The following is a 17,934-nucleotide window of genomic DNA, read 5'->3' as shown; positions in this document are numbered from 1 at the left end:
AATTTATTATAATATTATATGGAAATATATTTCTAGGATTTTAATAGAATTTAAGTTTTTAATAATTTAATTAAGCATGAAAATATTTTTATAACGACAATTATAGCCTAAGTTTATTCTGTAGATTTTATATTTTAATCAATTGAAATAATAAGTTACATTTTTATTAATGAGGTTTTGTATAGATTAGCAGGTTTTACTACCATTATTTTATTTCAGTCATTTGAAAAAAACTTTAATTATATTCACGTGTGCGGTGCGCTTTACCCGAGGTTGTTCAGTCGATGCGTAACTATGCTTGAGAGCTATTGGTGATTAGAAATTATTATGCTGAAGCAGGCTTCGTTAACAAAAAATTGAGGTTATAGGTCAGCCATCATTGATGTGATAAATATGAAAGATGTTAATGCTATTCTGAAGGACATAAGCCTCTTTATTAACGGCGTCAGAAGGAGTCAGGCTGGCGTAAAAGACTGATTTAGATTACAAATCAGGATGATTTAAGCTCGACATATCTATGTTTTGGCCGTTATAAAAACCGGTGCTAATAAGCACCGGTTTTTTATTTCAGGATTTTTAAAAGGTCATTTTTGCTGTCATTCCAATCTGGCGAGGAGCGCCTAGCTGGGTGTATCTATGTTTTATTGTATATGCATCACTAGGTTCGTTTTCGAAATAGTAGCCGCGAATATAGGTATCTTCATCTGTTAGATTTTTGCCCCATAAGGTGACACTCCAGTCCTTAGTTTTATAGCCTGCGCGAGCATTAAGTAACGTGTAAGCTTCAGACTGTTGGCTGTGACTGTCGGAGAAGTAGAACTCATCTTTACCCTCAATGTCGACGCCAGAGAACCAGCCACGGCCATGACTGAAGTTAGCGCCTAGCGTGTATTGATAATTAGGTGCCTGGGCAGCTTCACGTCCATCGAAGTCAGCGTCTGCATCTTCCAGCGTTGTATCCAGCAGGCCGAGTGAGCCAAACAGTGACACGCTAGAATTTACTCTCCATTGAACTTCCGCTTCTAAGCCATAGCTGTAGGCATTTTCAGCATTGCCTACGTAATCGAAAAAACTGGTACCGCCACCAGAATTAGTAATAGTACGGTTGCCTTTTATCTGGGCATTGTCCCGCTGTTGATAAAAGAGAGCTATTTGTGTCTGCAGCTGGTTATTCAGCCAATTCCCTTTAGTACCTATTTCATAGTTCCACAGGGTTTCAGTATCAAATGTTTGCAGGTTTGCAGGAAGCGAACTATCGGCATTAAATCCGCCGACTTTATAGCCGCGAGAAATTAAGCCATACAAGGTTGTATTTTTATTAGCGAGATATTCTAATGCCAAGCGACCACCCAGGAGTAGCTCTTCTGGATTCGAGGTTGCGCCATCGTTATCCTTGTATTCTGATTCGGCGTGTTCAATACGTAGACCGGTAGTCAGAATATATTGTTCAGAGAGCTTAGTTTCCAGTTGCCCGTAGGCGGAGATACGCGTGGTATCAAATTGGCTAGTGAAATCATCGTCATAAGTGTATACGCGAAGCAGATCAGTAGAGCGGTTGTAGTAATAAACTCCCGTTGCCCAGGTAGTCGATCCGTCAAATAACTCAGCACCGGGTGCAGAAATCAAACGTACTTCTGCTGTAGTTGTTTTAGTATCGCGGATATAATTATCAAAGGCTGTGTAGCCTCCTGAATACCCATCATAAACCCAATCTTCATCATAACCATATTCAAGGTCAGACTCTGAATAGCTTAGCGATGTTTCCAGTGTAAAGTCATCGTTGCCTGTCCAGGTGGATTTTGCAGCAAATGCTGATGTTTCCTGACGATCATGTCCTGGCTCATCGGATGAAGTAGTGCGGCTATTATCCAATGAAAAAGCATCGTATCCGTTATCGATATTGGCATAGAAAGCGGTGAGATCGATCATCTGATAATCACTGGCTTCTATGCGTAACTTGCCGCGAAACAGGGTTTCATCAATATTATTGGTGTCGTCTTTGTTTAAATATTTGTTTTCGGTAAAGCCATCACTTTTATTGCTTTCAAAGGCGATACGATAACCTACGCTGTCATTAATAGGCCCGCCCACGGCGGCAGAAAGACGGCGGGTATTATAAGTGCCGAGTGTGGCCTCGATATCACCGCTTGTGACGGTCGTTGGGTCGTTAGAGCGGATGTTAATCAGGCCCGCCAGTGCATTTGCGCCATACAAGGTGCCTTGTGGGCCACGCAGGACTTCTACCTGCTGGGCATCCATCATGGTTGCCGCGCCGCCGATATTACTCATATCAATGCCATCCATAATGACACCTACGGATGGATTGATAGGCCCAATAAACTGGCTGCGTTCACCGATACCGCGAATCTGAAAATATTTGGCGTGTGATGCGCCGCTGGATGAGTTTACATTGGGGGCCAGATTAATCAGATCTTCCAGATGATCAGCATTACGTTCTGTGATTTTCTGCTCATCAACAACGGTCAGGCTGGTAGGGACCTCCTGAAGCGCGGCACCGCGAAAACCTGATGTAACGACAATAGTGGGCAGTGTGACACTGGATTCTTCAGCGGCAAGTGTGTAGTTAGCCGAGAGCACAGCGAGAGCCACTGCGGATTTAACAAAGTATGCGGGTTTTACAAACATAACAAGTCTCCGGAAAAGTTCAGAGACCCGGTTGAGAAGCGGGAAAATAAAGAAGTAATGCGACTTTCCTATTCCTACGCCGGTATCGTCCGGATCAGGTTCAAAGGGTTCGCATTCCATATGCATCTCAGGCGATAGAGAGGGTTTATATACTCTCTATATTTCTGCGCCACCCCTTAGGAATTCACTCTTATCGAGCGAACTGCGCGAGATTATAGCGTGTTCAATGGTAAATGATAGCAACCAATGTGCGGATTGTGATTAGGCCAAAACAGATGAATGTGTTCTATTCATCTTTTCTGCCTTATCCCGCATGACCTAAAAGATCATAAAAAAGCCCTCATTCTGTTTGCATAGAATGAGGGCTAGAGACGAACCGTAATCTGTTGGGACGGTGTGTTCTTAGAAAACCATTTCAGGTACATGATCAGGAACGATCATTTTACCTTCGGTTTTCGAAACAATTTCTTCAACAGACACGCCTGGTGCGCGCTCTTTAAGAATGAAAGTACCGTTTTCAATTTCAATAAAGGCTAAGTCAGTCAGTACTTTCTTGATGCAGCCGGCACCTGTCAGGGGCAGAGTACATTTAGTTAGCAGCTTAGATTCACCGTGTTTAGAGGCGTGAGTCATTGTAACAATAATGTTATCCGCACCCGCTACCAAATCCATAGCGCCACCCATCCCTTTGATCAGTTTGCCCGGGATCATGTAGGAAGCGATATTACCTTCGATATCTACTTCAAACGCGCCAAGGACTGTCAAATCTACATGACCGCCACGGATCATGGCGAAGGATTCTGCTGAAGAAAAAATAGACGCGCCGGTCGCTGCTGTGACGGTCTGCTTACCCGCATTGATCATATCAGCATCAATTTCATCTTCAGTTGGGAATGGGCCCATACCGAGCAGTCCGTTTTCGGATTGCAGCATCACATCGATACCTTCCGGTACATAGTTAGCCACCAGTGTAGGAATACCAATACCCAGGTTTACGTAGTAGCCGTCCTTTAATTCACGGGCTACACGGATTGCGATTTGTTCACGTGTTAATGCCATCTTTATAACCCTCTACTTACGGACAGTGCGTTGTTCAATGCGTTTTTCGAAAGTGCCAAGAATCACTCGGTTCACATAGATACCTGGTGTGTGGATGTGTGCCGGGTCTAACTCACCGGGCTCCACAATCTCTTCCACTTCAACAACGGTAATCTTGCCGGCCGTAGCAGCCATTGGATTAAAGTTCTGGGCAGTATGGCGGTAGATAACGTTGCCATACCTGTCTGCTTTCCAGCCTTTTACAATCGCGAAATCACCTGTGATCGATTCTTCCAGGATGCACTTGCGGCCATTGAACTCACGTACTTCTTTGCCTTCTGCTACGGGTGTGCCATAGCCAGTTGCAGTGAAGAATGCCGGGATGCCAGCACCACCTGCACGCATTTTTTCAGCAAGGGTTCCCTGGGGGGTCAGTACAACTTCCAGTTCGCCTGCCAGTAGTTGCTGCATAAACAGTGCGTTTTCACCTACATATGAGGAGACCATTTTTTTAACCTGACGGTCTTCCAGTAACACGCCAAGGCCAAAACCATCAACGCCACAGTTGTTGGATACGATAGTCAGATCTTTAGTGCCCATTGTCTTGATCTGGTTAATCAGGTTTTCAGGGATACCACAAAGACCAAAGCCGCCAGCGACAACGGTCATGCCGTCTTCCAAACCGGCCATCGCTTCTTCGTAGCTGTTGACTACTTTATTAAAACCCGCCATTGAACTCCTCCATGCCTTGTTATCTGTTTTTATTGTATCGGCCTGGGCGTTATTGATGCGAAGGCTGATTTTTAGTTTGTTAAGTGTCCTATACTCTTTTATATTAATCCAATGAATTTATTCGAAGGATTAATAAACTCTTTTTATGAATATAACCGTAAAACAGCTTCGTGCTTTTGTTGCCGTCGCTAAAACCCGAAGCTTTACTGAAGGCTGCGCACTGGTTCATCTCTCACAGCCTGCACTGAGTGTGGCTATCAAAAACTTAGAAGAAGAGCTCGGCGGATCATTGCTGGCCCGTACTACGCGAACCTTATCTCTGACGCCTGAAGGGGAGGCGTTTTATCCGACAGCGCAGCGGCTATTGGCTGATCTGGATGAAGCTGTTGACGAGATGCATAACCGCTTTGCGCTGTTTCGTGGCAAGGTGGCCATCGCCAGTATGCCCTCATTTGCCTCTAATCAGTTACCGTTAGCCTTGCGGGATTTCAGAAACAAATATCCGCAGATCAACATGATGGTGCATGATGTTATCGCCGAAGATGTGGTTGATATGGTGCGCAGTGGACGGGTAGAAGTCGGCGTGTCATTTGATCCCGGCGATACAGAAGACTTGCTATTTAACCCTTTATTTGATGATCGCTTTATCGCCGTCTTACCGGAAAAACATCCATTGATTAATCAAGAGGTTATCCAGTGGCAGCAGCTGTTGCAGTATGATTTTATTATTCTTCAGCGGCCTTCAAGTGTGCGCTTGTTAGTCGATCAGATGTTAGAACAGGAGGGGTTGGCACTATCGCCTCAATTTGAAACACACCAACTGGCCACGATCGGGCGGATGGTGGCAACAGGCTTAGGCGTCAGTGTTGTACCTTCGCTCTGTTTTGGCCAAATGACAGAATTAGGCGCGGTGTGCCGGCCACTGGAAGCGCCGGTCATCACCCGGCAAGTCGGCGTGATAACCCGGCGTCGCTATCCGTTGTCTACGGCAGCAAAAGAATTAGTGGATGTTCTGTTAACGACTTACTAATAAACACTGAACAGTAGACAGTGAGTATTTATGGCTGCTTTTGTCGTTATTGAGCTGGTACTGGCTCAACATAAGCTTTTGTTCCCCATAGCGGAACGGTTGAAAGGCTATGTTTAAAACTTCCGGAGGTTTCTTTTGTAGAGTAAGAAACATACATTAGCGTTTGATTTTCAGCATCGAGTATTCTTCTGATTTTCATTGTCTTGAAAAAGATACTTTTTGATTTCTTAAAGACCACATCACCTGATTTGCTCTTATCTATTTGAGCTATCATATCAGGCGTTATTTCCCCAGTTTGTCTGCATGAGATAGAGCTATCACTTGGATCTGAAAAACTAAGATCTGCTTCTATTGAGGCGATGTGACATGTTACCCCTGAAACAATATCATCCTTTAAAATATTCAATTTTATGTCTTCTGTCGTAAACATTCCAAGTGATATATCACCTACTTCATTGTCAGAACAACCGCTTATTAATAAGGTGGTGCTAACAAACAAGCCAAAAGCAATAAATTTGTACATGATAACCTCATGAAAATAGACAATAATCTGTGCCTACTTAGTATTAAGAATTTTGTTAAGCTGGCTACAGTGTGACATTAAAGAAGTGAATCAGAAATGAAAATAGCAGTTTTTTGCGGTTCCGGCTCAGGTGTAAATCCAATATTTGCTGAAGAAGCCCGGCGGTTAGGTGCTTTGTTGGTGCAGCAGGGACATGAGTTGATTTACGGCGGCGGTAAAACCGGCTTGATGGGGGTTATTGCCGACAGTGTTCTCGAGGCTGGCGGTAAGGTGTCTGGTGTTATGCCTGTTGCACTGATAGATAAAGAGGTTCAACACACGGGCGTGACTGAGCTTTTTATCGTCGCCGATATGCATGAACGCAAAGCAAAAATGGCAGAGTTAGCCGATGCATTTATCGCTATGCCCGGCGGGATTGGCACATTAGAAGAGATATTTGAAATCTGGACATGGGGGCAGCTGGGTTATCATCATAAAGCCTGCGGGTTTTTAAATGTCGAAGGTTACTACGATCAGCTACTGGGATTTATAGGCACTGTGGTTGATCAGCAATTTATGAAACCAGAATATGCCCGGATGATGCAAGTCAGTGCGGACCCTTCCGAATTGCTGAATATGTTGCAGCATTATGAAGCCCCAAAAGCAAAGTGGAGTTGACATCGTGCTAATAAGTTTCCAGGCGATTCTACCGCTGTTTCTGATGATTGCTCTGGGCTATGTGGCTAAGCGTACGGTCTTCGATATCAATATGCTGCCGGGTTTGAATCAGTTCGTCTATTTCCTGGCCGTGCCTGCCTTGTTGTTTAATGCGGCCAGCAAAGCCAGCATTGATAATCTGATTAATGGGCCGGCATTAGCGGCGTTCTTTGTGGGCGTGGCGCTGACCGGGATGGTAGTTGTGCTGGCTAGCAGAGTGTTATTTAAAGCCAATAATGCAGAGCAATTAGTCTTACGGGCGTTAAATGGTACTTTTGCAAACTATGCCTATATGGGGATTCCGCTAACCTTTGCGATATTCGGAGATAAAGCTTACGCCGCTACCGTCAGCATTATTCTGGCAGGCAATATTTTTCTGATAGGCGGCGCACAATTGCTGATCGAATCGATACGCCAGAAAGAAGTCGGGTTTAAACCCATGCTGTCTATTTTAGATCGCTCTTTACTGCGTAACCCGATATTCATCTCGACTCTGCTGGGGCTTTTCTGTTCCTACCATTCCTTAATAATGCCCGGCAGCGTTCAAACACTGTTGGATATGCTGGCTCCCGCGGCGGTACCGGTTGCTTTGTTTTGTTTAGGGGCGAGCTTAAAGTTTGCAAAAACATCTATCCCCTTTAGTGAACTGGGTTGGATGATCGTCGTGAAGCTGGCTATCCATCCTGCGCTGACCTTAGTCACTTTTTGGCTGTTGAATGTAAACGACCCTATATGGATGGCGACGACGGTATTATTAACCGCATTACCCACTGGCGCATTAGCCCATGTTGTCGCCTTGAAATATGATGTTTTTGAAAAAGAGACGTCGCAGATAGTTGTGATAACCACCGTTGTTTCATTGCTCAGCGTGACATTATGGATGAGCTGGCTGCAGTGATTCGAAAATCAGGTCGTTTAAAAGTGGGCTGAGGTATTCGTTCACGGCTTCTGTTATCGATTTTATGCTGTGAGTCGCCTGGGGTTTGCTGCTAATATCACTCTTTTTTATAGATTTAAGGACTTTCAATGCAAATTGGTAAAAATTCGGTAGTGCAATTCTCCTACACGCTGAAAGATGAAAGTGGTGATGTTGTTGAAGCAACAGAAGAAGGCTCACCTGCCGCTTATTTACACGGCCACGATAATATGATGGCCGGGCTTGAAACCGCTATGGAAGGAAAAAGTATCGGTGATACCTTGTCCCGGACATTGGAACCGGCGGATGCTTACGGTGAACGTGCTGAAGACTCGATTCAGCGTGTACCGGTTAAGCATTTGCAAGGCGCTAAAAAATGGAAGCCTGGGATGACTGCTACTGTGCAGACAGAGCAGGCCAACCGCCAGGTGACTATCGTTAAAATGGGTAAATTTATGGCAACGGTAGATACTAATCATCCACTGGCTGGCAAAGTTGTAACATTTAACATTGAAATAAAAGATATTCGTGAAGCAACCGCTGAAGAAATTCAGCATGGCCACGCTCATGGAGCTGGTGGGCATCATCACGGTTGATGAATAACGCACAAGCATCGTTAACGCGATGGGAGCACGATGACGGCACAGTAATACTGCGCGGTTGGATGACACCTGATTGCGGAAAAAATGGCCGTCCGGTCATCCACTTCCTTCACGGAACTGGATTGTCCAGCTTGACCTATTGGCCTTTTTTGGCAAGTTTTCATGGCGAATATGATCTGTTTCTGGGCTCTTTTGAAGGGCACGGTGGCAGTGATGTCGCTCCACGGGAGCGTTACTCTGATTGGGCGGCGCTAACGGCTCGTGCGTTAATTTGCTATGAGGATCTGAGCAGTGACTGGGATCCGAAACAGCCTGTTATTGCGTTGGCGCATAGCTTTGGCGCGATTGCGACAACGCTGATGTTGCACAAGCAGCGCCGCTTGTTTGATCAATATATTCTGTTAGATCCCGTCATCTATCCTAAGTCAATGATCGCATTGATGCGCTTCTTGCATTTAATCGGTGTGGCCAGACGTTTGCCGCATGTGAAGCAAGCAAAAAATCGTCGCCAAGTATGGTCAAGCAGAGAAGACGCTCATAAGAATTTGAATGGGCGCGGCGTCTTTAAACGCTGGACAGATGAATCGCTAGATAGCTATATCGACCACGCTATTCAGCCCAACGCACAAGGTGAGTGGCAATTACGCTGCCCGCCGTGGCTGGAAGCGCGTATTTTCTCAGGCTATCCAAAAAAACTTTGGTCTGCGCTTGCACAGTTGCCTGAATATACGCACATTTTACACAGTACGAAAACCTACCCGTTTATACCGCCCGGTGTGAAAAAAGCGGAAAAAGCCAATCCACATATTACGCTGACAGAAGTCGAAGGTGGGCATTGTTTCATGCAGGAAGCGCCGCAAGAAAGCTATCAACAGATTAAGCGTTTGCTGCGTTTTTAATATCACGCCTGATAAGGAAAAGTCCCCATACGCATGCGTCGGTATTGGCTGGGCGAAATTCCCATAATCTTCTTAAAAATACGGGAAAAATAGTAGGCATCCTCATAACCCACTGCAAAGCTGATTTCATTAATCGACTTAGTCGTAATATCCAGTAGATGACAGGCTCGTTCAATTTTTAAATGAATGAAATGATTAATCGGCGTAGTGCCGGTCAACTCTTTATATTTTTTAATAAAGTGAAATTTGGAGAGGTTGGCTGCTTCTGCGAGGGTGTTCAGATCGAGTTGTTCATGCGTACGTGCCTGCATCAGGCTATGGATTAATTCCAGGTTAAAGTTATGCGCCACTTGCTGCTGTTTAGCAAGCGGCTGTAACTGTGCAATATGCGTTAATATCTGGCGCAACAGATTAGCTGCATGGATGAAAGCACTTATATTATAACTGGATTGGCGGCACTCCAGTAACGATTCAAAATCACTGGTCAGTCGCGAATGAATGCCCAGCGGAAAAATAAATTTATTATCCCGAACAGCAAGATAGTCAATAAATTCCTCACTTTGGTCGCCTGAAAAGTGTATCCAATAGATAGTCCAGGGTGTTTTCTCTGATGCTTTATAAGCATGAGGGATGCCGCGGGGTAGCAAAATCATGTCGCCCGCTTTGACCTCATAAGATTCATGATCCAGTGTCAATTCGCCCTGTCCATCGAGACAATAGATCATCAGATAATCATCATGTGTGCGCCGCAACATAGTATGGTTAGCGGCTTGTTTGTAGTAGCCAAGCCCGATGGGGTATAGGCCTTTGGATAAATGATGATGACTTAGTTTGGCCACTATTTTGCGGGGCACAACGAACCGCGAGCTTTCAGGTGGCAGTGGCCACTCGGAGGGTTGGCTCATATCGTTAGACCTTTAGACTAGGGAAAACCACTATTAATTCGCAATATAGTCCATTAATCTCACAAGATTATCAAGCCATGATGTTTATAAGGTGTGCTTAAATTATCACCAACGTAAAGGCTTGGCAGGCAACCGCTCACTGCCAATAACACTACCTATATAATAAGAGACAGGTATTAATAATGACTCAACAAGTACAGCTCCTGATTAACGGCGAACTGGTTAGTAGTAAATCTGAAAACTGGATTCCTGTCACCAACCCGGCAACACAGGAAATTATTGCACAAGTACCTTGCGCGACAACGGAAGAAGTTGAGCAGGCAGTGGAAGCGGCTAAAGCCGCCTTTGAAATTTGGAAAGAAACACCTGTCAGTGAACGTGCGCGTTTAATGCTGCGTTATCAGGCACTGCTGAAAGAGAACCACGATGAGATTGCTAAAGTGCTGGCGGTTGAGACCGGCAAAACCTTTGAAGATGCAAAAGGCGACGTATGGCGCGGCATCGAAGTAGTTGAACATGCTTGTAACATCGGCTCATTAAGCATGGGTGAAACGCTTGAAAACGTAGCGCGTAAAATTGATTGCTACAGCATTACCCAGCCTCTGGGTGTGTGCGTTGGTATTACGCCTTTTAACTTCCCTGCGATGATCCCACTGTGGATGTTTCCAATGGCCATAGCATGCGGTAACACGTTTGTATTGAAGCCTTCTGAACAAGATCCGCTAACACCTATGTTCCTCGCTAAGCTGTTTCAGGAAGCCGGTGCGGCACCAGGACTACTGCAGGTTGTTCACGGTACCAAAGATGTTGTTGACCAGTTGTTGACACATAAAGATACACCGGCTATCTCGTTTGTTGGTTCGGTTGCAGTAGGTGAGCACATCTACCGTACCGGTACTGATAAAATGAAACGTGTACAGGCATTTGCCGGCGCGAAAAATCATATGGTTATTATGCCGGATGCGGCTAAAAATCAGGTGGTTAACAGCATTGCAGGGGCTTCAGTCGGCGCCGGTGGCCAGCGTTGTATGGCTATTTCAGTGGCCGTTTTTGTGGGCAAATCCCGTGAGTGGATTCCTGAAGTGCGCGATGCTCTGGCAAAAGTACGCCCGGGTGTGTGGGATGATGAAGGCGCTGGTTATGGCCCGTTAATTAATCCGCAGTCAAAAGAACGTGTATTACGCTTTATTCAGGAAGGTAAAGATGCCGGCGCAGACTGTATTCTGGATGGTTCCGGATGTGTAGTAGAAGGTTATCCCGATGGTAACTGGGTTGGTCCTACCATGTTCCGCAATGTAACCACGGATATGTCTATCTATCAGGAAGAGATCTTCGGACCTGTTCTGATTGCACTGGAAGTTGATACTCTGGATGAAGCTATCGAATTGATTAATAACAATCCGTACGGTAACGGTACGTCATTGTTCACCTCTTCGGGTGCAGTTGCCCGTAAGTATCAGCATGAAATTAAAGTAGGTCAGGTCGGTATTAACGTGCCTGTACCTGTGCCACTACCTATGTTCTCTTTCACCGGTTGGAGAAAGTCGTTCTATGGTGATCAGCACGCCTACGGTAAACAAGCGGTGCGTTTCTATACAGAAACTAAAACAGTAACAGCACGTTGGTTTGAAGATGATATCGACACTGGTGTAAATACCAGTATTAATCTCAAATAATGTGAGCTGAATGACACTAAGGTCTTGAAGGGATTGGTTATATTCTTCCCTCAAGGCCTTATTTCGTATAAAAAAGAGAGAAGCCAATGGATTTTGAACTGAATGAAGATCAAATTGCATTTTCCGATATGGCACGGGCGTTTGCTCAAAAAGAGATGGAGCCTCACGCTGCCAAATGGGATCAGGAGCAAATTTTTCCGGTTGATGTGTTGCAAAAAGCGGGTGAGTTAGGTTTTTGTGGCTTGTACTCGCCAGAAGATGTCGGTGGTTTGGGGCTGGGGCGCCTGGATTCCAGTATTATTTTTGAACAACTCGCCATGGGTTGTACTTCCACCACGGCCTTCATCACTATTCACAATATGGCCACGTGGATGATTGCTGACTTTAGTAATGAAGAAACACGTCAGCACTGGTGCCCGGATTTGACTGCGGGCCAGAAACTGGCGTCTTATTGCTTAACCGAACCTAATGCCGGTTCTGATGCCGCTTCCTTAAAAACTACCGCCCGTAAAGAGGGTGATAGTTATGTGCTTAACGGCAGCAAAATATTTATCTCGGGCGCGGGCGCAACTGATGTATTAGTGGTGATGGCGCGTACCGGTGAAGATGGCCCTAAAGGTATTTCGGCATTTGCTATTGATGCCAAAGCCGCCGGTATTAGCTATGGCCGTAAAGAAGAAAAAATGGGTTGGAATAGCCAGCCGACACGACTCATTACGTTTGAAGATGCCAAAATTCCTGCGTCTTGCCTGATGGGGAATGAAGGCGATGGCTTTAAAATTGCGATGATGGGATTAGATGGCGGGCGCATCAATATTGCTACCTGCTCAATCGGTACGGCTCAGGCCGCACTCAATCACGCTATTCAGTATATGGGCGAACGTAAACAGTTTGGCCGTACGCTAGAGAACTTCCAGGCCTTGCAGTTCAAAATTGCTACGATGAATACTGAGCTGGTGGCTGCTCGTCAGATGGTACGGTTGGCGGCGAGTAAGCTTGATCATAAACATGCGGACCGTTCAACCTACTGCGCTATGGCGAAGCGATTTGCCACCGATGTCGGTTTTAATGTGTGTGATGAAGCGCTACAGATTTTTGGTGGTTATGGTTATATCAAAGAATATCCGCTGGAACGTTATGTCAGGGATAGCCGGGTGCATCGTATTCTTGAAGGCACCAATGAAATCATGAATGTAATTATTGCCCGTCGACTGTTATTAAAAGACGCGGCAGACATCCTGTAATCTGCGAAGGGAGCACAGAGAATAATGAGCGATAAACTGATTCTTGAAAAGAAAGGCCATGTAGCGGTTATCACCATGAATAATCCGCCAGCGAATACCTGGACAGAGGCGACGCTTAAAGAACTGGCGTGCATAGTCAAAGATTTAAATGCCGATATGCAAATTTACAGCTTAGTGCTGAGAAGCAGTAGCGAGAAATTTTTCTCTGCGGGTGCTGACTTAAATCTGTTTGCTGAAGGTGACCGTTCAGTTGCCAGAGATATGGCTCGCTATTTTGGTGAAGCTTTTGAAACCTTGTCTCAATTTCGTGGCGTCTCTATTGCGGCAATGAATGGCTGGGCAATGGGCGGTGGTTTAGAAGTAGCGTTAGCATGTGATATCCGTATCGCGGAAGAACAGGTGAAAATGGCCTTGCCAGAAGCCAAAGTAGGTTTGTTACCTTGTGCGGGTGGTACGCAGAATCTGACCATGCTGGTTGGCGAAGGCTGGACGAAGAAGATGATCCTCTGTGGCGAGCGCGTTAACGCCGCTAAAGCATTGGAGATCGGTCTGATAGAAGAGATGGTGGCAACGGGTGAATCCACTCAGCGTGCGATGGCGTTAGCAGAACAGGTAGCAGAGCAGAGCCCGATGGCGGTTGCCGCATGTAAGAAGCTGATTCAGTCTAACCGGACGCACCACTGGGATCAGGGTTATATCCTGGAGCGCGAGCTGTTTGTTGACCTGTTCCATTCTGAAGATCAGAAAGAAGGTGTGAATGCCTTTTTGGGCAAACGCCAGGCTGAATGGAAAAACCGTTAAGTTAACGTGTCCCAAAAGGAGAAAAACGGATGAGCTGTGTACTCTTTACTGAACACCTGACAAAGGACGGTAAAAAGATTGTTGAAATCTGCCTTAATGCAGAGAAATCTCTGAATGCTTTAACACTGGATATGATCGATCTGATCCAGCCAAAATTGGATGAGTGTAAGGCTGATGATTCTGTCGTGGCCATTTTTCTGGATGGCGCAGGCGAAAAAGCATTCTGTGCGGGAGGGGATGTCGTTAGCCTGTATCAATCGATGACGGGTGGCGATAACCCTGATTTTCCTGAACAGTTTTTTACGCGTGAGTATCTGTTGGATTACACTATCCATACCTACCCTAAGCCAATTATCTGCTGGGGTAGCGGTATTGTTATGGGCGGTGGAATGGGGTTGATGAGTGGTTGTAGCCATCGCATTGTGACTGAAACAACACATATGGCGATGCCTGAAGTCACCATCGGTTTGTATCCTGATGTGGGTGGTACCTGGTTTTTACACCGTACGCCAGGCCGCACCGGTTTATTTCTCGGATTGACCGGTAGTCGCATGAATGCGTCTGATGCGCTGTTTCTCAATCTGGGAGACCGCTTTCTTCAAACATCTCAACGCTGTGATGTATTAGATCGTCTATCACAAGAAGAGTGGGCCGGCGATTTAAATGCGGTGGTTAATCGTGTCCTGCGTGATCTTGAAGATGATGCATGGGATACCCGTCAGAGTATTCAATCGCCGGTCAGAACACACTTTGACCTGATTCAGGATATTACTGATCAGGACACAGTTGAAGAGATTATTGAGACATTACTCGCGGTAGAAACGGATGATAAATGGGTAGAGCGTGCGCAAAAGGCGATCAGTCATGGTAGCCCGTTAGCCGTACATATGATCTACAAGCAGCTTAAAAACACAGTGCACATGTCGTTGAAAGAGGTGTTTGAGTCAGAGCTGGTGCTGTCTGTGCAATGTTGTCGCCATCGGGAATTTCCAGAAGGTGTGCGTGCTTTGCTCGTTGATAAAGATGGCAAGCCAAACTGGACGTTTGCATCCGTCAACGATGTCGATCCGGCTTTCCTTGATGAGCTTTTTGTTTCTCCATGGGCCATTAATCCATTGGCTTCAATGTAACGGATTTTTAACAAACGGCTTTTTAATAAGTCGCTTTTTAACAAACAATTTTCTAGCAGGCAGCTCTGTAATAAGCAGCTGTTTACGATTAAGAATAACGATAAAAATAAGGATTCTAACATGGCGACTATAGGCTTTATCGGTTTAGGAAATATGGGCGGTCCAATGGCGATTAACCTGGTTAAGGCAGGCCATTCAGTCAAAGCATTTGATTTGTCGGCCGCGGCCGTTGCAAACGTGGTTTCCGAAGGTGGTATTTCTGCGCACTCAGCTAAAGATGCCGTTACGGATGCAGATTTTGTTGTATCAATGCTGCCAGCAGGTAAGCATGTACAAAGCTTGTTTGTTAGTGGTGATGACCCGTTATTAGATCATGTGCGAAAAGATGTCTTGATTATCGATTCCTCCACGATTGATGCGGCTACTGCGCAAAGCGTAGCGATGGCTGCTGAAGCACGTGGTATCAGCTTTATCGATGCACCTGTGTCAGGTGGTGTGGGCGGCGCTAAAGCAGGCACGCTGGCTTTCATGGCCGGTGGTTCAGCAGAGCAATTTGCAAAAGCTAAACCGATTCTGGATTGCATGGGCAAGAATATTTTCCATGCCGGATCACACGGTGCCGGCCAGGTCGCTAAAGCTTGTAATAACATGCTGTTGGCAATTCTGATGACAGGTACCAGCGAAGCTCTGAATATGGGCGTTAAAAATGGTCTGGACCCTGCTGTTCTGTCAGAAATCATGAAACAGAGTTCAGGTAGCAATTGGGCGTTACAGGTGTATAACCCGTTCCCGGGTGTGATGGAAGGCGTACCTTCTTCTAATGATTATCAAGGTGGTTTTCAGGTTGATCTGATGTTTAAAGATCTGGGACTGGCGATGGAAATGAGTCAATTAAGTGCCTCTCCTACACCAATGGGATCTCAGGCTCGGGCGTTATTTAATCTACATAAGGTTAATGGTAACGGCGGCCTGGATTTCTCCAGCGTGATTAAGCTTTATCAAGATCAGTAGGGCTTCTTTGTCCTAAAAAATTGATGCTAAAAAGCTGATACGAAAAATTAATGCCGAATAAGGGTGCCCGTTTATAAGCTCCCGTTTATAAATTCCCGTTTATAAACAGGGCACCTACTTCATAGCCTTTAATAAAAACAAAAAGCTTGAGGTCCCCCTATGGGTTACACAGAAGAATATCGTCACGCGCTTGAAAATCCTGAGTCATACTGGGCAGAGCAGGCAAAAGCGATTAGCTGGTTTAAAGCGCCGCAAACTATCCTAGAAAAAACACAACACGGTACCTATTGCTGGTATCCGGATGGTGAACTAAACAGCTGTTATCTGGCTGTCGATAAGCAAATCGAAGAAGGCAGGGGAGATCAGGTTGCTCTGTATTATGATTCACCCTCAACGCAGACAAAAGAAGCCATCACCTATAACGACTTACTACAGCGGGTAAGTCTATTTGCCGGTGCGATGAAAAATCTGGGTGTTGAAAAAGGTGATCGTGTCGTTATTTATATGCCGATGATCCCGGAAGCGGCGATAGCGATGTTGGCCTGCGCGCGTTTAGGCGCCGTGCATTCTGTCGTATTTGGTGGCTTTGCCGCGAATGAATTAGCAATACGGATTGATGATGCTACGCCTAAGCTGATTCTTACCGCTTCCTGCGGTATCGAATTCGATAAAAAAATAGCGTACAAACCCTTAGTTGATAAAGCAGTCAGTCTGGCAGCGCATAAGCCGTCACATACGATTGTATGCCAGCGATCTATATTAACTGCCGAAATGGATCCGGTGCGTGATCTTGACTGGTATGAGTTTCAGCAAGGCGCCGTTGCGGCCGAATGCACGCCGGTGAAAGGTTCCGACCCTCTGTATGTGTTGTATACCTCGGGAACGACCGGTCAGCCTAAAGGTATTGTTCGCGATAATGGCGGACATGCGGTTGCATTGAAATATGCGTTTAATAATGTCTATGGTATGAAAGCCGGTGATGTTTGGTGGGGCGCCTCTGATATTGGCTGGGTAGTCGGTCACTCCTTTATTGTGTACGGTCCCTTGATGGGCGGCGGTTCGGTTATCTTTTACGAAGGAAAGCCTATTCGCACACCGGATGCCGGTGCTTTCTGGCGAATCATTGAGGAATACAAAGTTAACTCAATGTTCTGCGCACCAACAGCCTACCGTGCGGTTCGTAAAGAAGACCCAACAGGAGAACTGTCAAAGAAATATGATCTTAGCAGCCTTAGATGGGTCTTTGTGGCAGGTGAGAAACTGGATTCATCGACCTATGAATGGCTCAGCGAACTGCTCAGCGTGCCGGTATTAGACCACTGGTGGCAAACAGAAACGGGTTGGCCAATGACCTCGCCTATGATGGGCTGGGATAACCCTTCGCCAGCTAGGTTAGGTTCCACAAACAAGCCGATCCCCGGCTATGATATTCGGGTGCTGGATGGCGATGGCGTAGAGATGGACGCCAATGAAACCGGTAATATCTGCGTGAAGTTACCCATGCCTCCCGGCGTAGCCTGGAGTATCTGGAATCAGCCGCAACGTTATATCGATTCTTATCTTGAAGCATTCCCGGGTTATTACCATACAGGTGATGGTGGCTTTAAAGATGGTGATGGTTATATCTACATTACCGGGCGCACCGATGATGTTATCAACGTCTCCGGGCATCGATTATCGACAGGTGAAATGGAAGAGGTTGTTTCTGCGCATCCAGCCGTTGCCGAGTGTGCTGTTATTGGTGCGCATGATGCGCTCAAAGGTCAGGTGCCTGTCGGGCTTATCGTGCTGAAGGCAGGGGAAGAAATTGACGAAGCGCAATTGGAAAAAGAACTGGTAGAACGTGTGCGTGATCAAGTAGGTGCGTTGGCCTGCTTCCGTCGAGCTGTTATTGTAGAGCGTTTGCCAAAAACCCGGTCAGGTAAAATTCTGCGTGCTATTTTGCGTAAAATAGCCGCGAAGGAAACTTACAAAATGCCATCCACCATTGATGATGAGACCATTTTGCCGGAGATAGAAGCGGTTCTGAAACTCAGAGGCCTTGTTTAAAAAGTATAATTTAAGAAGGTACATTCTAAAAAGTAG

At 45.9% G+C, this 17,934-nt stretch carries 16 protein-coding genes and 1 riboswitch; of the genes, 11 read left to right on the top strand and 5 right to left on the bottom strand.

Going from position 1 to position 17,934, the window contains the following annotated elements:
* Positions 1-576 precede the first annotated feature (576 nt).
* From Nant_RS07530 to Nant_RS07520, 3 genes are all read right to left on the bottom strand, one after another.
* On the bottom strand, positions 577-2,646 hold the full coding sequence (locus Nant_RS07530; RefSeq protein ID WP_054341037.1) for a TonB-dependent receptor: 2,070 nt from the start codon (positions 2,644-2,646) through the stop codon (positions 577-579).
* 54 nt (positions 2,647-2,700) lie between these two features.
* Positions 2,701-2,833, bottom strand: a riboswitch (TPP riboswitch).
* A gap of 215 nt (positions 2,834-3,048) precedes the next feature.
* Complete coding sequence (locus tag Nant_RS07525) at positions 3,049-3,705, bottom strand: 3-oxoacid CoA-transferase subunit B (RefSeq protein ID WP_054341036.1); 657 nt, start codon at positions 3,703-3,705, stop codon at positions 3,049-3,051.
* 12 nt (positions 3,706-3,717) lie between these two features.
* Positions 3,718-4,416: a CoA transferase subunit A gene (locus tag Nant_RS07520; protein WP_054341035.1), complete on the bottom strand. Its 699-nt coding sequence runs from the start codon at positions 4,414-4,416 to the stop codon at positions 3,718-3,720.
* A 151-nt stretch (positions 4,417-4,567) separates the two neighbouring features.
* On the opposite strand from Nant_RS07520, the gene Nant_RS07515 reads away from it, so the two are divergent.
* On the top strand, positions 4,568-5,446 hold the full coding sequence (locus tag Nant_RS07515) for a LysR family transcriptional regulator (RefSeq protein ID WP_202904967.1): 879 nt from the start codon (positions 4,568-4,570) through the stop codon (positions 5,444-5,446).
* Between the two features lie 46 nt (positions 5,447-5,492).
* Here the strand turns inward: Nant_RS07515 and Nant_RS07510 are convergent, their stop codons facing one another.
* On the bottom strand, positions 5,493-5,969 hold the full coding sequence (locus tag Nant_RS07510; RefSeq protein ID WP_054341033.1) for a CreA family protein: 477 nt from the start codon (positions 5,967-5,969) through the stop codon (positions 5,493-5,495).
* Between the two features lie 96 nt (positions 5,970-6,065).
* Between Nant_RS07510 and Nant_RS07505 the strand changes: the two genes are divergently transcribed.
* The 4 genes from Nant_RS07505 (at position 6,066) to Nant_RS07490 (ending at position 9,082) form a co-directional block, all read left to right on the top strand.
* The gene (locus tag Nant_RS07505) at positions 6,066-6,626 is read left to right on the top strand and encodes an LOG family protein (RefSeq protein ID WP_054341032.1); all 561 of its coding nucleotides are present in this window, start codon (positions 6,066-6,068) and stop codon (positions 6,624-6,626) included.
* 4 nt (positions 6,627-6,630) lie between these two features.
* Positions 6,631-7,563: an AEC family transporter gene (locus Nant_RS07500; protein ID WP_202904966.1), complete on the top strand. Its 933-nt coding sequence runs from the start codon at positions 6,631-6,633 to the stop codon at positions 7,561-7,563.
* Between the two features lie 128 nt (positions 7,564-7,691).
* A complete protein-coding gene (locus Nant_RS07495) occupies positions 7,692-8,177 on the top strand; it encodes an FKBP-type peptidyl-prolyl cis-trans isomerase (protein ID WP_054341030.1) in 486 nt (161 codons plus the stop codon).
* Complete coding sequence (locus tag Nant_RS07490; RefSeq protein ID WP_054341029.1) at positions 8,177-9,082, top strand: alpha/beta hydrolase; 906 nt, start codon at positions 8,177-8,179, stop codon at positions 9,080-9,082. Before Nant_RS07495 ends, Nant_RS07490 begins: the two co-directional genes overlap by 1 nt.
* Positions 9,083-9,084: 2 nt before the next feature.
* On the opposite strand, the gene Nant_RS07485 is transcribed toward Nant_RS07490, so the two are convergent.
* Positions 9,085-9,987 carry an AraC family transcriptional regulator gene (locus tag Nant_RS07485; RefSeq protein ID WP_054341028.1) on the bottom strand — a complete coding sequence of 301 codons (903 nt, stop codon included), beginning with the start codon at positions 9,985-9,987 and terminating at the stop codon, positions 9,085-9,087.
* A 182-nt stretch (positions 9,988-10,169) separates the two neighbouring features.
* Between Nant_RS07485 and Nant_RS07480 the strand changes: the two genes are divergently transcribed.
* The 6 genes from Nant_RS07480 to Nant_RS07455 all read left to right on the top strand — a co-directional run bounded on the left by Nant_RS07480 (position 10,170) and on the right by Nant_RS07455 (position 17,898).
* Positions 10,170-11,663 carry a CoA-acylating methylmalonate-semialdehyde dehydrogenase gene (locus Nant_RS07480; protein ID WP_054341027.1) on the top strand — a complete coding sequence of 498 codons (1,494 nt, stop codon included), beginning with the start codon at positions 10,170-10,172 and terminating at the stop codon, positions 11,661-11,663.
* Positions 11,664-11,749: 86 nt separating this feature from the next.
* On the top strand, positions 11,750-12,907 hold the full coding sequence (locus tag Nant_RS07475; protein WP_054341026.1) for an acyl-CoA dehydrogenase family protein: 1,158 nt from the start codon (positions 11,750-11,752) through the stop codon (positions 12,905-12,907).
* Positions 12,908-12,931: 24 nt separating this feature from the next.
* Positions 12,932-13,708, top strand: a complete 777-nt coding sequence (locus tag Nant_RS07470) for an enoyl-CoA hydratase (RefSeq protein ID WP_054341025.1) — start codon at positions 12,932-12,934, stop codon at positions 13,706-13,708.
* Between the two features lie 29 nt (positions 13,709-13,737).
* On the top strand, positions 13,738-14,838 hold the full coding sequence (locus Nant_RS07465) for an enoyl-CoA hydratase/isomerase family protein (RefSeq protein WP_054341024.1): 1,101 nt from the start codon (positions 13,738-13,740) through the stop codon (positions 14,836-14,838).
* A gap of 120 nt (positions 14,839-14,958) precedes the next feature.
* Complete coding sequence (mmsB, locus tag Nant_RS07460) at positions 14,959-15,849, top strand: 3-hydroxyisobutyrate dehydrogenase (RefSeq protein ID WP_054341023.1); 891 nt, start codon at positions 14,959-14,961, stop codon at positions 15,847-15,849.
* A 159-nt stretch (positions 15,850-16,008) separates the two neighbouring features.
* Entirely contained in the window at positions 16,009-17,898 is a 1,890-nt protein-coding gene (locus tag Nant_RS07455) for an AMP-binding protein (protein ID WP_054341022.1), read from the top strand.
* The last annotated feature ends 36 nt before the right edge of the window (positions 17,899-17,934 follow it).

The organism is Neptunomonas antarctica (assembly GCF_001305295.1).
Lineage (GTDB): Bacteria > Pseudomonadota > Gammaproteobacteria > Pseudomonadales > Balneatricaceae > Neptunomonas > Neptunomonas antarctica.
This window is presented reverse-complemented; position numbering and strand designations above follow the sequence as displayed.